The sequence below is a fragment of the Kitasatospora sp. NBC_01287 genome (assembly GCF_026340565.1).
GTDB lineage: Bacteria > Actinomycetota > Actinomycetes > Streptomycetales > Streptomycetaceae > Kitasatospora.
Genome location: NZ_JAPEPB010000001.1, coordinates 4380564 through 4393413 on the forward strand (window position 1 = coordinate 4380564; position 12850 = coordinate 4393413).

Below are 12850 nucleotides of genomic sequence, written 5' to 3' on the forward strand. Positions count from 1 at the left end.
TCGGCGTTGACGGGGCGTCAGCCCTCCAGGAAGGCCTTGAGCGCCGAGGCCAGCAGGAACGGGTCGTCGGCGCCGCACAGCTCGCGCGCCGAGTGCATGGAGAGCGCGGCGATCCCGCAGTCCACCGTGGTGATGCCGAGCCGGGCCGCGGTGATCGGGCCGATGGTGGTCCCGCAGGGCATCGCGTTGTTGGAGACGAAGGTCTGCCACGGCACCCCGGCCCGCTCGCAGGCCTGGGCGAAGACCGCCCGGCCCACGCCGTCGGTGGCATAGCGGTTGTTGACGTTGACCTTGAGGATCGGGCCGCCGTTGGGCACCGGCTGGTGCCCCGGCTCGTGCCGCTCGCTGTAGTTGGGGTGGACGGCGTGCCCCATGTCCGAGGAGAGGCAGACGGTGCCGGCCAGGGCCCTGGCCCGGTCCTCGGCGGTGCCGCCGCGCGCGTAGACGCTGCGGTCCAGCACGTTGCCGAGCAGCGGGCCCTGCGCGCCGGTGTCCGACTCGCTGCCGGTCTCCTCGTGGTCGAAGGCGGCCAGCACCGGGATGTACGGCAGTTGGTCGGCACCCGCCCCGGTGGCCACCGCGGCCAGCGCCGCGGTCGCCGCGTGCACCGAGAGCAGGTTGTCCAGCCGCGGCGCGGCCAGCAGCTCGCGGTCCCGGCCGAGGTAGGAGGGCGGCTGGACGTCATGGGTCATCAGATCCCAGCCCACCACCTCACTCGCGTCCACCTGGGCGCGCTCGGCGACGTAGGCGATCAGGCCACCCTCGTCCACCTGGCCGAGCCCCCAGACGGGGGTCAGGTGCCGCTGCTTGTCCAGCTTCAGCCCGTCGTTGACCTGCCGGTCGAGGTGGATCGCCAACTGCGGCACCCGCAGCAGCGGTTCGTCCAGCTGCACCAGGCGGGTCGTCCCGTCGCGCAGCACCAGCCGGCCGGAGAGCCCCAGATCCCGGTCGAGCCAGGTGTTGAGCGGCACCCCGCCGTAGATCTCCACGGCCACCTGGCGCCAGCCGGCACTGCCCGTGTCCGGCAGCGGCTTGACCCGCAGGTTGGGCGAGTCGGTGTGGGTGCCGACCACCCGGTAGGGCGTGGCCGGTCCGGCTCCCTCGGGGACGAACCAGGCGATCAGCGCGCCGCCCCTGATGACGTATCGCCCGCCGGCCGTGCCCTCCCACGCCTCGGTCTCGGCGACCTGCTTGAAGCCCGCCTTCTCCAGGCGCTCCGCCGCACCGGCCACCGCGTGGAACGGCGACGGGGCGGCGGCCAGATACGCGATCAGGTCGTCGGTGTGGGTCCGGTCGAAGTAGACCGGTCGGTCGGCGGTCGACATGCTGCTCCTGAGTCGAGGGAATGCGGAGAGCCGGTGGGGAGGGGCCTCCCACCCGAGCATATGCCCGTACACCGACAGAACGGTCAAGAGTTGGTATTGGTCCGGGCCCGGGCCAGGAGCACCGGCGGCCGTCCCGCCGTCCACGCAAAGCACCGTGGGGCCCGCGCGGTTGCGCGGGCCCCACGGTGCTGAGGGTTGGTCAGGCGGTTTGCGGGAGCGGACGGATCAGAAGGCGTCCTCGGCCAGCTCCATGACGTCCAGGTCGATGCCCTCGGCGATCAGGCGCTGGGCGCTGACCGTCGGCAGGATGTTGCGCGCGAAGAACTGGGCGCCGGCGACCTTGCCCTGGTAGAAGGAGAGCTCCTTGCCGGTGGCGCCGGCCTCGATCTTGGCCAACGCGACGGCGGCCTGGCGCAGCAGCAGCCAGCCGACCACCACGTCACCGGAGACCAGCAGCAGGCGGGTGGTGTTGAGGCCCACCTTGTGCATGTTCTTCACATCCTGCTCGACCGCCGAGAGGTCGGCGAGCAGCTTGCCCACGATCGCCTCCAGGTCGCCGGCGGCCTTGCCGAGCAGCTCGCGCTCGGCGGCCAGGGCGTCGCCGCCCTCACCGGCGCCGAGGAACTTCTGGATCTGCTCGGAGACGGCGGTGAGCGCCTGGCCGCCGTCCTTGACGATCTTGCGGAAGAAGAAGTCCAGGCCCTGGATCGCGGTGGTGCCCTCGTAGAGGGTGTCGATCTTGGCGTCCCGGATGTACTGCTCGATCGGGTACTCCTGCAGGAAGCCGGAGCCACCGAAGGTCTGCAGCGACTGGGCGAGCTGCTCGTAAGACTTCTCCGAGCCGTAGCCCTTGACGATCGGCAGCAGCAGGTCGTTCAGGCGCTCGGCGGCCTCGTCCTTCTCGCCGCGCAGGCGGGCGGCGAGCATGTCGTCCTGGACCGAGGCGGTGTAGAGCACCAGCGCGCGCATGCCCTCGGCGTAGGCCTTCTGGGTCAGCAGCGAGCGGCGGACGTCCGGGTGGTGCGTGATGGTGACGCGCGGGGCGTTCTTGTCCAGGAAGTTGGCGATGTCGGCGCCCTGCACGCGCTCCTTGGCGTACTCCAGCGCGTTCAGGTAGCCGGTGGAGAGGGTGGCGATGGCCTTCGTGCCGACCATCATCCGGGCGAACTCGATGATCTTGAACATCTGGCGGATGCCGTCGACGGTCTCGCCGACCAGCCAGCCCTTGGCCGGGTGCTTGGCGCCGAAGGTCATCTCGCAGGTGTTCGAGGCCTTCAGGCCCATCTTGTGCTCGACGTTGGTGGCGTAGGCGCCGTTGCGCTCGCCCAGCTCGCCGGTCTCCCAGTCGAAGTCGAACTTGGGGACGATGTAGAGGCCCAGGCCCTTGGTGCCGGGCTTGCCGCCCTCGGGGCGGGCCAGCACCAGGTGGATGATGTTCTCGGACATGTCGTGCTCGCCCGAGGTGATGAAGCGCTTCACACCCTCGATGTGCCAGGAGCCGTCCTCCTGCTTGATCGCCTTGGTGCGCCCGGCGCCCACGTCGGAGCCCGCGTCCGGCTCGGTCAGCACCATGGTGGCGCCCCAGAGCCGCTCGGTCATCAGCTTGGCGATCTTGGCCTGCTCCTCGGTGCCCTCGTCGAAGACGACGCCGGCGAAGGCCGGACCGGAGGAGTACATCCAGATGGCGGGGTTGGAGCCGAGGATCTGCTCGGCGTAGGCCCAGATCAGCGAGGACGGGGTGACCTGGCCGCCGATCTCGGCCGGGATGCCCAGCCGCCACCACTCCGCGTCCATGTACGCGTCGTAGCTCTTCTTGAAGGTGGCCGGGACCGGCGCGGTGTTGGTCTCCGGGTCGAAGACCGGCGGGTTGCGGTCGGCGTCGACGAAGGAGGCGGCCAGCTCGTTCTCGGCCAGGCGCGAGATCTCGCTCAGGATGCTCTTCGCGGTGTCGACGTCCATGTCGGCGAACGGACCGGTGCCGTACACCTGGTCGCGGCCGAGCACCTCGAAGAGGTTGAACTCCACGTCCCGCAGGTTGGACTTGTAGTGACCCATGACCGTTTCTCCGGTTCGTCGCTTCCGGGTGCGCCGTATGATGCGTGGACGCCCCTTACCCGCCAGTAGACATCATGATGCTACCGGTTAGTAACTTCTTCAAGTCTTTCCCTGTGAAACCGACGTGAACGTAGTCACGTCGTGCCGCCGCGACCGTCAGGTCCCCACAGGGCCATCCCACCCCACCTTGTCCGGTTCGGCCGCCCCGCGAGGCACCCCTGGTTCGCTAGCCTGTCCGTGTGTACGGCTATGAGCAGAGCGCGAACAGCGGCTACCCGGGCGACCCCTACCAGCAGGCGGGGCAGCCCGGCATGGGCGGCATGTACGGGCAGCAGGGCTACGGCGCACCGGCCGGCGGCGGCGCCGGCTACGGCGAGCAGCAGGCCGCCGGCCAGTCGCTCTACCCCGAGCCCTCGCCCCCCTCGCTCGCCGACGCCGTGCGCGCCTTCACCACGGGCTCGATGCCGGTGGAGGACTTCCAGGCGATCTTCATCACCTCCAAGGTGCACTGCCCGCGCGGTGAGCGCCCCGGCTTCCTGGCGCTGCACAACACGCCGACCCCGGTGATCCCGATGTTCAGCTCGCTCAAGGAGCTGCGCCGGTACGCGGGCAAGGAGTCCAAGTACTTCAGCGTCTCCGGCGCCGAGGTGCTGGACCTGCTGCCGACCGGCTACGGCTTCGCCCTGGACATGGAGGGCGAGCACCGGATGGTCTTCGACGCCAAGGCGGTCGAGCAGATGGTGGACTTCACCATGCGCCGGATGTACGGCTGAGCCCCACCCCGCCAGCCGCGGGACCGGCGTCCGCCACCACCCCCTTCTCCCCCCTCCGGAGCCGAGCTCCGACATCATGGTTGAACTTTCAACTTGCTTCTTGTTGAGCATTGAACTAATCTCTGGGTTGTAGGCCAAGCACCCCAGAAGGAGGCCGACATGCCCGCCGTGACTGTCGAGAACCCGCTCGTCCTGCCGCGCCTCGCGGCCCCCGCCGAAGGCTCCCGGCCGCGTCCGGTGCTGGCCGTCTCGACCGCGCTCAGCGGCTTCGAGGGCGAGGGCTTCCCGGTCCGCCGCGCCTTCGCGAAGATCAACCAGAAGTACCTGGACCCGTTCATCATGATGGACCAGATGGGCGAGGTGGACTACGCGGCCGGGGAGCCGAAGGGGACCCCTTGGCACCCGCACCGCGGCTTCGAGACGGTGACCTACATCATCGACGGCACCTTCGTGCACCAGGACTCGCACGGCGGCGGCGGCGTGATCACCGACGGCGACACCCAGTGGATGACGGCCGGCTCCGGCCTGCTGCACATCGAGACCCCGCCGGAGTCGCTGGTCATGTCCGGCGGCCTCTTCCACGGGCTCCAGCTCTGGGTGAACCTGCCCGCCGCGGACAAGATGATCGCGCCGAAGTACCAGGACATCCGCGGCGGCAGCGTGAAGCTGCTCGCCTCGGCGGACGGCGGCGCGCTCCTGCGGCTCATCGCCGGTGACCTCGCGGGCCACCAGGGCCCCGGCGCCACGCACACGCCCATCACGATGATCCACGTCTCCGTGAACCCCGGCGCCGAGGTCACGCTGCCCTGGCGGGCCGACTTCAACGGCCTGGCGTACGGGCTGGCCGGCAGCGGCTCCGCGGGCGAGGAGCGGCGCCCGTTCCACCTGGGCCAGGCCGTCGTCTTCGGCGAGGGCGACTCCCTCACCATCCGGGCCGACGACACCCAGGACTCGCGCAGCGACACCTTCGAGGTGGTCCTGCTCGGCGGCCTGCCGATCCGCGAGCCGGTCGCGCACTACGGCCCGTTCGTGATGAACAGCCACCGCGAGCTGCAGCAGGCGATGGAGGACTTCCAGGCCGGCCGCCTGGGGACCATCCCGGCTGCCTGAGCGCCGGACGGCCGGAGGCACTGGAGCAGTGGCGCGCTGGAGGCACTGGAGACCCGGTCTCCGGTGCCTCCGGCCGTGCCGCCGGTTCGCGCGGCCGCCTCAGCGCAGGTCCAGCTCGTCCCGGGCGCCCGCCACCCAGCGCAGCACGCCGTGCGAGGCGGTGCGCTCGGCCAGCTCCTCCGCCTCGGCCAGTAGGGCCGCCGCGTCGGCCCGCCGGTCCTGCTGGGCGGCGAGATAGGCCAGACCGATCAGGTTGGCGGCGACACCGGGCAGGAAGCCCAGCTCCCGGCGCAGCCGGGTCGACTCCTCGAAGAAGGAGCGGGCCGCGTCGAGGCGGTCGGCCATGTGCTCGGCGAAACCGAGGTGGCGCAGGGCGTAGGACGTCGTCAGCGTGTCGCCGGCCTTGGTGGCGAGGTCGAGCGCGCGCTCGAAGGCGGGCAGGGCACGCTCGTTGTCGTCGCGGACCACCTGGTGGTAGGTGCCGACCCAGAAGAGCGCCTCGCCCTCACCCCGCTCATCGCCCAGCCGCCCGTACAGCTCGGCCGCGCGCTCGAAGAGCTCCAACTCGGCCGGGTCGGCGGCGCGATCCGCCAGGAAGCGGGCGTGGACCAGGCGTCCGCGGGCGAGGGCGAGGTCCGCCTCGACCGCGTCGAGGCCCAGTTCGGCCGGCGCGATGGCGTCGTGGTCACCACCGAAGACCGCCTGCTCGTAGCGGAGTTCGGCGTCCTTGATCCGTGCGTCCGTCGTCATGTGATGATCATATCGAGCCTGGCCAACGGATTGTGATGATCGGTCAGTGCGGTGCTCGGGCATGTCCCCGGCCCGGGCGCGGTAGCGTCGACCCCGCTGACGACCACCACTCCGCCCCCGTTGGGAGTACCTGGATGAAGCTCGGCCTGCACTACTGGAAGTACTCGACGCCCGAGGACCCGGCCCTGATCGCCCCGACGCTCGCGCGGACCGCCGCCGTCGCCGAGCAGGCGGGGGTCTCGCGGTTCACCGTGATGGACCACTACTTCCAGATGATGACCCCGCACTCGACCGCCGAGGAGCCGATGCTGGAGGGCTACACCACCCTCGGCTACGTGGCCGCGGTGACGGCCCGGATGCAGCTCAACCTGATGGTCACCGGGGTCATGTACCGCTACCCGGGGCTGCTGGCGAAGATCGTCACCACCTTGGACGTGCTCTCCGGCGGGCGGGCCCAACTGGGCATCGGGGCCTCCTGGTACGAGCGGGAGAAGCGCGCGCTGGGGGTGCCGGTGGTGCCGATGGGCGAGCGCTTCGAGCGGCTGGAGGAGACGCTGCGGATCTGCCTGCAGATGTGGAGCGACGACAACGGGCCGTTCGAGGGCCGGTACTACCAGCTGGCCGAGACGCTCTGCGTGCCGCGGCCGCTGCGCAGCCCGCGTCCGCCGATCATCATCGGGGGCAGCGGCGAGAAGAAGACGCTGCGGCTGGTGGCGAAGTACGCGGACGCGTGCAACCTGTTCGGCACCGGGGTCGTGGAGGTCGCCCACAAGCTGGACGTGCTGCGGGCGCACTGCGCCGCCGAGGGTCGCGACTACGAGGCGATCGAGAAGACCGTGATGTGCAGCCGCCGCCCGGTGCTGGAGGAGCTGGACACCTTCCTGGCCGAGGCGGAGCAGCTGGCGAAGCTGGGCGTCACCGAGCTGCAGGTGGTGCCCGAACAGGGCCGCAACCCGGTCGAGTTCACCGAGGAGATCGCCGAGCACCTGCTGCCCCGACTGGCGCAGATCGGCTGACCCTGACCGCCCCGCCCTTCGTCGCGTACGACGGAGCCCGGCCATCGGGCGGGGCGGCGGATCCGGCCGCGGGCCGCACGGTACCTGACGCAACATCAGCTCTTGCTGGACAGTGCCGCGCGGCTGCTCCAGGCTGAGGACATGAGCGACGCACCCGTGGCCGTGGTGACCGGCGGCAACCGAGGGATCGGCCTGGAGACCTGCCGCCAACTCGCGGCACTGGGGCACCGGGTGGTGCTCACCGCCCGGGACGGCGCCAAGGGGGCGGCCGCCGCGCGGCGGCTCGGCGCCGGGGCCGAGGCCTACCAACTGGACGTCACCAGCGCGGCGGACGCCGAGGCGCTGGCCGCGCACCTGGCCGAGCGGTACGGGCGGCTGGACGTGCTGGTGAACAACGCGGCGATCAACTACGACACCTGGCAGCGGGTCACCACCGCCGACCTCGACCAGGTGCGGGTGACCGCCGAGACCAACCTGTACGGGCCGTGGCAGCTGGTCCAGGCGCTGCTCCCGCTGCTGCGCGCCTCGCGGCAGGCGCGGATCGTCAACGTCTCCAGCGGAGCCGGCGCGATCGACGACCTGGGCGCGGGCACCCCCGCGTACTCGATCACCAAGCTCGCCCTGAACGGGCTGACCCTGATGCTGGCCCGCGACCTGCGCCAGGACCGGATCCTGGTCAACGCGGTCTGCCCCGGCTGGGTCAACACCGACATGGGCGGCGGCGGCGGGCGCCCGGTGGCCGACGGCGCCGCGGGAGTGGTCTGGGCCGCCACCCTGCCGGACGGCGGCCCCAGCGGCGGGTTCTTCCGCGACCGGCGCAGGATCCCCTGGTGAGCCGGCCGCGGGGAGCCACCGGCTGCGGCGGGGGACGGCGCGGACCCCGGGCCTCCGGTACCGCCGGAACCGCCGGTTCAGTGGTGAACGGGGTGGCGGAGCGTCAGATCAGGGCGTGCAGCGCGGTGGCGTCGTCCTGGGCCTGGCCGCGCGGCCAGAGCTCGCACCGCGGGTCGGCCGCCTCGACCTCGCGCACCGCGCCGACCAGCGCCCCCGGCCCCGACTCGGCGAGCAACCGCAGCGCGGCCACCCAGTCGCCCAGCGCGAAGGTCCCGGTGTAGCGGGCGGCGCCGTCGGTGACCGCGGCCAGCGCGCGCAGCGAATCCAGCCGGACGAAGCCCGTCTCGGCGTGCGCGGCCGCCTTCGGACTGGCGGCGGCGATCCACGGGCCGCGCCCGGTGTTGCGCACGGCGCGCACCGCGAGCGCGTGGCGCAGCCGCAGCGCGGCACGCTCGGCGCCGCCGTGCTCGGCCTCGACCACCGAGCGGAGCAGCGCCTCCCCCGCCTCGAAGGGCTGGTTGTCGCCGATCACCACCGGCGGCCCGCTCTTCGGCTCCAGCACCAGCAGCGAGTCGCCCAGCACCAGGTACTCCAGCGAGGGGCCGTGCAGCCGGGCCGCGACCACCATGGCGGCCGGGGTGCCCGGGTGGGCCAGGTCGCAGCGGGCGCCGTGCAGGGCCGCCGTCTCGACGATCGCGTCGGCCAGGCACTCGGTGATGCTCCGGTCCGAGCGGTCGGTCAGCCGGGCGAGCAGGTGCACACCCAGCCGGCGGGCGTACCAGGCGGTGCCGTGCCGGCAGCCGGACTCCATGCCCTCCGGTGAGCCCGATCCGTCGAGCAGCACCAGGGCCTCGGGGGTGGCCGCGGCGAAGTCCTCGTTCTCCCGCCCCGGTTGCGCCGGCTGACCGGCCAGATGCACCTGCATACCGCCAGTGTGGGGCGTTCGGCGGTGCCGGCGACAGCCCTCGGCACGGGGTTCGCCCGTAAGGAGTGCGGTGGCAGGGCGCCCGATTTTCACTTAGCGTCACATAACAGACATATCGCCCGATCTTGGATGGAGTCCAGCATGTGGTGGCAAGTGATCGTGGTGGTGGTGGCCAGCATCGGGTTCCCGACGCTGGCGCTGCTGTACTTCATCGGCGGACCGAACTGGCGCGACGGACACGGACCGCGGCACGCGGCCACCGGGAGCGCGGCCGGTGCGGCGGGCGCGGGCGGGAGGGGCGCTCGACGGAACTGACGGCATGTCGGCCGCCGGGCATGGGACAGTGTCAGGCAGCACGACCAGGCACCCGTTCCATCCAGGAGGTCCGTATGAGCAGCAGCGACGCAGCAGCCGTGGAGAGCGAGCAGAGCCCCGAGGTGCCCGCGGACGCGCAGGGCTCCGGCCAGGAAGCCGGGCCGGACGATGTGAAGGCGAAGTTCCTGGCCGCTCTGGAGCGCAAGCACGGCACGAAGAGCGATGGCGCGGGCGGCGGCCCCGGCGGCGACTCCAAGATCCACGGAGCGCACGGCGCGGTCGGCGGCAAGCGCACCTTCCGCCGCAAGAGCGGTGGCTGAGCGACCGGGTGAGCGCGTGAGCAGCTGACGCGGCAGGTGAGGGGTGGTGACCGCGAGTGCGGCCGCCACCCCTCACGGCTGCCCGGCCCCGGTCGGGCCGGACCGGGGCCGGACCGGCGCCTGGCTGGGGCCTGGCTGGGGCCGACCGGGCCCTAGCCGGCCGGCTGCCAGCGCGGGTCGCGGCCGAGCAGCCGCAGCGCCCGCTCGAAGGCGTCCGCCCCCTCCGGGGCGGGCACGACCGGAGCGAAGGCGCGACCCGGGCGGCGGGCGTGGGAGTCGGCCGGGACCTGCTCGGCGATCCCCAGCAGCAGCCCGGCCAGGTCCGCCGGCACCTCCAACGGCAGGCCGACGGCGGCCGCCAGGTCCCAGGCGTGGACCAGGGTGTCCAACAGGTGGAAGCCGATCGCCTGGCCGGCCGGGAAGGCGTGGCCGGCCAGGATCTCCGGCAGCTGGAGCGTCGCGGCGGCGGCCTCCGCCGCGGCGAAGGCCTCGGTGAGCTCGCGCGCGGAGTCGGCGAAGGCCGCGAGCGCGGCGAGCGTCCCGGCCTGGCCGGTGGCGACCGGGCGGTCGGCCCAGACCGCGAGGTCCGCGCCCTGGCCGCGGGCGGCGGCCGCGAAGCCGTACTGCTGGCCGATCACGTGCTCCAGCAGCCGGCGCAGTGTCCAGTCGACGCAGGGGGTGGGCAGGGCGAGTTGTTCGGGGCGGATGGCGGCCACCACGGGCGCGGTGAGGGCCAGGGCGCGGGCGTGGGCCGGGGCGAGAAGGATCGTCACGTTCGGTGCCTCCATCGGCTGAGCGGCGAGCGGGAGAGCCTGCTGGGCCTTGCTCCGCCGGATGCTAGCAGAGGTAGCACGATCGTTCGGTCAGTTTAGGATCCGTCGCACCACGCCGATGCACCGCCACGGCCGCTGCGCCCGCCTCGGCTCAGCGCGGCGGCAGCAGCGACTCGTCCACCGACTCGGAGCGGAGCAGCAGCAGCACCGAGCGCCGGGCTCGCGCGTAGGGCGCCTCGTCGCCGTGCAGCAGCGACAGCGCGTTGGCGTACTCCAGGAAGGCGACCAGCTCGAAGGTGAGCTGCTCCAGGTCGGCGTCGGCGCGCAGTTGGCCGGCCGCGCGGGCGGCCTCGAAGAACTCCAGGACGGTGCGGTGCCAGCGCCCGCTGCTCTCGGCCAGCACGTCGCGCACCCGGCCCGGCTGCGCGTCGAACTCCGCGCCGACCGCGTAGAAGAAGCAGCCGCCGGCGAAGACCCTGGTCCGCGAGTACTCCAGCCAGCGCTGCGCCAGCTCCCACAGCTGCCCGACCCCGGGCGGCAGCCGGCGCGCCGGCTCGACCACGGTGTCGCGGTAGATCCGCTGGGCCGCCCGCACGGTGGCGAGCTGCAACTCCTCCTTGGAGCCGAAGAGCGCGAACACCCCGCTCTTGCTCAGCGACAGTTCGCCCGCCAGCCGACCGAGCGAGAGCCCGCCCAGGCCCTCGACCGAGGCGATCGAGACCGCTCTGGCCAGCACCAGCCGCCGGGTCTCGTTGCCCTTCTGGACCCGCCCGTCACTCGACTCGGCCGCGACCTCGACCCCGGGGGCGGCGAGACCCGCGCCCGGCGGCTGCGTCGTGGGATCCGTCACTGCCCACCACCGTCTTCCCTGTGACCGAGCGGCGACTGGTCTCCGGCCAGCGGCCGCTTTTCACGTCAGGGTACGGCCTGATACGGATGGTGCGGCACCGCGCAACCGAACCCCGCAGACCCTCAGGAGCGCCGCATGGCAGCCAGCACCCCCCGCCCGGGTGGACCCGACCCGCTCGACCTGCTCGCCGTGGGCGAGTTGCTCACCGACGAGGAGCGGTTGGTCCGCGACACCGTCCGGCGCTTCGCCGACGACCGGATCAGGCCGCACATCGCCGACTGGTTCGAGCGCGGCGTCTTCCCCGCCCGTGAGCTGGCACCCGAGCTGGGCAGGCTCGGGCTGCTCGGGATGCACCTGGAGGGCTACGGCTGCGCCGGGGCCGGCGCGGTGGCCTACGGGGCGGCCTGCCTGGAGCTGGAGGCGGCCGACTCGGGGCTGCGCAGCTTCGTCTCGGTGCAGGGCTCGCTGGCGATGCGCGCGATCCACGCCTTCGGCGCCGAGGAGCAGAAGCAGCGCTGGCTGCCGGAGCTGGCGGCCGGGCGGGCGATCGGCTGCTTCGGGCTGACCGAGCCGGACTTCGGCTCCGACCCGGCCGGGATGCGCACCACCGCGCGGCGCAAGGGCGCGGACTGGGTGCTCTCCGGCAGCAAGATGTGGATCACCAACGGGAGCGTGGCGGACGTCGCCGTCGTCTGGGCGCAGACCGAGGAGGGGGTGCGCGGCTTCGTGGTGCCCACGGACTCCCGCGGCTTCACCGCCACCGACGTGCCCGGCAAGCTCTCGCTGCGCGCCTCGGTGACCAGCGGGCTGAGCTTCGACGAGGTGCTGCTGCCCGGCGACGCGGTGCTGCCGGGCGTCAGCGGGCTGCGCGGGCCGCTCTCCTGCCTCAACGAGGCCCGCTTCGGGATCCTCTGGGGCACGGTGGGCGCGGCCCGGGACTGCTACCAGGCGGCGCTGGACTACGCGAAGAGCCGGGTGCAGTTCGGCCGCCCGATCGCCGCCTTCCAGCTCACCCAGGAGAAGCTGGTGGAGATGGCGCTGGAGCTGGAGAAGGCCTACCTGGTCGCCTGGCGGATCGGGCGGCTGAAGGAGGAGGGCCGCGCGAAGGCCGCGCAGGTGAGCTTCGGCAAGCTCAACAACGTGCGCACGGCGCTGGGGATCGCGCGCAGCGCGCGGACGATCCTGGGCGCCAACGGGATCACCACCGACTACCCGGTGCTGCGGCACGCCAACAACCTGGAGTCGGTGCTGACCTACGAGGGGACCAGTGAGATCCACACGCTGGTCCTGGGCGAGGCGATCACCGGGGAGTCGGCCTACCGGTGAGCCGCGGCGGGACGCGGGCAGGACGGGGCGCGGGCCGGACGGGACGGGGGCCGGACGGGACGGGGGCCGGACGGGACGGGGGCCGGACGGGGCCCGCCTACGATGAGCCCATGAGCTCAGGCAAGCAGGTCTCAGCTGCGCACCATGCGCAGCACCCGGTCACCGAGGAGCAACTCGACATCGCCGCCGGGATCCTCGCCCTGCTCGCCGACCGCACCCGCCTGGCGCTGCTGAACCGGCTGGGCGAGGGCGAGGCCGACGTCACCACGCTCACCGAGGCCTGCCACGCCGCGCGCACCTCGGTCAGCCAGCACCTGGCCAAGCTGCGGCTGGCCGGGCTGGTGACCACTCGCAAGGACGGGCGCCGGGTGGTCTACGCGCTGCGGCACGGGCACCTGCGGCGCCTGGTGGACGAGGCGTTGAACGTCGCCGACCACGAGATCGGCTCGCTGCCCGCGCACGACTGACCGCCCCGCGA

Annotated in this window: 14 protein-coding genes; 8 read left to right on the plus strand and 6 right to left on the minus strand. The window is 72.5% G+C overall.

Annotation, left to right across the window (positions count from 1 at the left end; all coding sequences use genetic code 11):
• Window positions 1-17: 17 nt before the first annotated feature.
• Window positions 18-1325 carry a M18 family aminopeptidase gene (locus tag OG455_RS18650; RefSeq protein WP_266295164.1) on the minus strand — a complete coding sequence of 436 codons (1308 nt, stop codon included), beginning with the start codon at window positions 1323-1325 and terminating at the stop codon, window positions 18-20.
• A gap of 225 nt (window positions 1326-1550) precedes the next feature.
• Window positions 1551-3380, minus strand: coding sequence for an acyl-CoA dehydrogenase (locus OG455_RS18655; protein WP_266295166.1), 1830 nt, complete (start codon window positions 3378-3380; stop codon window positions 1551-1553).
• A 239-nt stretch (window positions 3381-3619) separates the two neighbouring features.
• Between OG455_RS18655 and OG455_RS18660 the strand changes: the two genes are divergently transcribed.
• Together OG455_RS18660 and OG455_RS18665 are read left to right on the plus strand one after the other, a co-directional pair.
• Complete coding sequence (locus tag OG455_RS18660) at window positions 3620-4153, plus strand: SseB family protein (protein ID WP_266295168.1); 534 nt, start codon at window positions 3620-3622, stop codon at window positions 4151-4153.
• A gap of 159 nt (window positions 4154-4312) precedes the next feature.
• Window positions 4313-5263, plus strand: coding sequence for a pirin family protein (locus OG455_RS18665; protein WP_266295170.1), 951 nt, complete (start codon window positions 4313-4315; stop codon window positions 5261-5263).
• A gap of 99 nt (window positions 5264-5362) precedes the next feature.
• Here the strand turns inward: OG455_RS18665 and OG455_RS18670 are convergent, their stop codons facing one another.
• On the minus strand, window positions 5363-6013 hold the full coding sequence (locus OG455_RS18670) for a tetratricopeptide repeat protein (protein WP_266295172.1): 651 nt from the start codon (window positions 6011-6013) through the stop codon (window positions 5363-5365).
• Between the two features lie 134 nt (window positions 6014-6147).
• On the opposite strand from OG455_RS18670, the gene OG455_RS18675 reads away from it, so the two are divergent.
• Window positions 6148-7029: an LLM class F420-dependent oxidoreductase gene (locus tag OG455_RS18675; protein WP_266295174.1), complete on the plus strand. Its 882-nt coding sequence runs from the start codon at window positions 6148-6150 to the stop codon at window positions 7027-7029.
• A gap of 141 nt (window positions 7030-7170) precedes the next feature.
• The gene (locus OG455_RS18680) at window positions 7171-7863 is read left to right on the plus strand and encodes an SDR family NAD(P)-dependent oxidoreductase (protein ID WP_266295176.1); all 693 of its coding nucleotides are present in this window, start codon (window positions 7171-7173) and stop codon (window positions 7861-7863) included.
• A gap of 103 nt (window positions 7864-7966) precedes the next feature.
• Here OG455_RS18680 and OG455_RS18685 read toward each other — a convergent pair whose 3' ends face one another.
• Window positions 7967-8788 carry a protein phosphatase 2C domain-containing protein gene (locus tag OG455_RS18685; RefSeq protein ID WP_266295178.1) on the minus strand — a complete coding sequence of 274 codons (822 nt, stop codon included), beginning with the start codon at window positions 8786-8788 and terminating at the stop codon, window positions 7967-7969.
• Window positions 8789-8929: 141 nt separating this feature from the next.
• On the opposite strand from OG455_RS18685, the gene OG455_RS18690 reads away from it, so the two are divergent.
• Together OG455_RS18690 and OG455_RS18695 are read left to right on the plus strand one after the other, a co-directional pair.
• Window positions 8930-9103, plus strand: a complete 174-nt coding sequence (locus tag OG455_RS18690; protein WP_266295180.1) for a hypothetical protein — start codon at window positions 8930-8932, stop codon at window positions 9101-9103.
• Window positions 9104-9177: 74 nt separating this feature from the next.
• Window positions 9178-9423 (plus strand): DUF5302 domain-containing protein, encoded by a 246-nt coding sequence (locus tag OG455_RS18695; protein ID WP_266295182.1) that lies wholly within the window; start codon window positions 9178-9180, stop codon window positions 9421-9423.
• A 152-nt stretch (window positions 9424-9575) separates the two neighbouring features.
• Here OG455_RS18695 and OG455_RS18700 read toward each other — a convergent pair whose 3' ends face one another.
• Window positions 9576-10196, minus strand: a complete 621-nt coding sequence (locus OG455_RS18700; RefSeq protein WP_266295184.1) for a TIGR03086 family metal-binding protein — start codon at window positions 10194-10196, stop codon at window positions 9576-9578.
• 151 nt (window positions 10197-10347) lie between these two features.
• A complete protein-coding gene (locus tag OG455_RS18705; RefSeq protein WP_266295186.1) occupies window positions 10348-11046 on the minus strand; it encodes a TetR/AcrR family transcriptional regulator in 699 nt (232 codons plus the stop codon).
• 135 nt (window positions 11047-11181) lie between these two features.
• On the opposite strand from OG455_RS18705, the gene OG455_RS18710 reads away from it, so the two are divergent.
• Together OG455_RS18710 and OG455_RS18715 are read left to right on the plus strand one after the other, a co-directional pair.
• Window positions 11182-12372 (plus strand): acyl-CoA dehydrogenase family protein, encoded by a 1191-nt coding sequence (locus OG455_RS18710; RefSeq protein ID WP_266295188.1) that lies wholly within the window; start codon window positions 11182-11184, stop codon window positions 12370-12372.
• A gap of 110 nt (window positions 12373-12482) precedes the next feature.
• On the plus strand, window positions 12483-12839 hold the full coding sequence (locus tag OG455_RS18715) for a helix-turn-helix transcriptional regulator (protein WP_266295190.1): 357 nt from the start codon (window positions 12483-12485) through the stop codon (window positions 12837-12839).
• The last annotated feature ends 11 nt before the right edge of the window (window positions 12840-12850 follow it).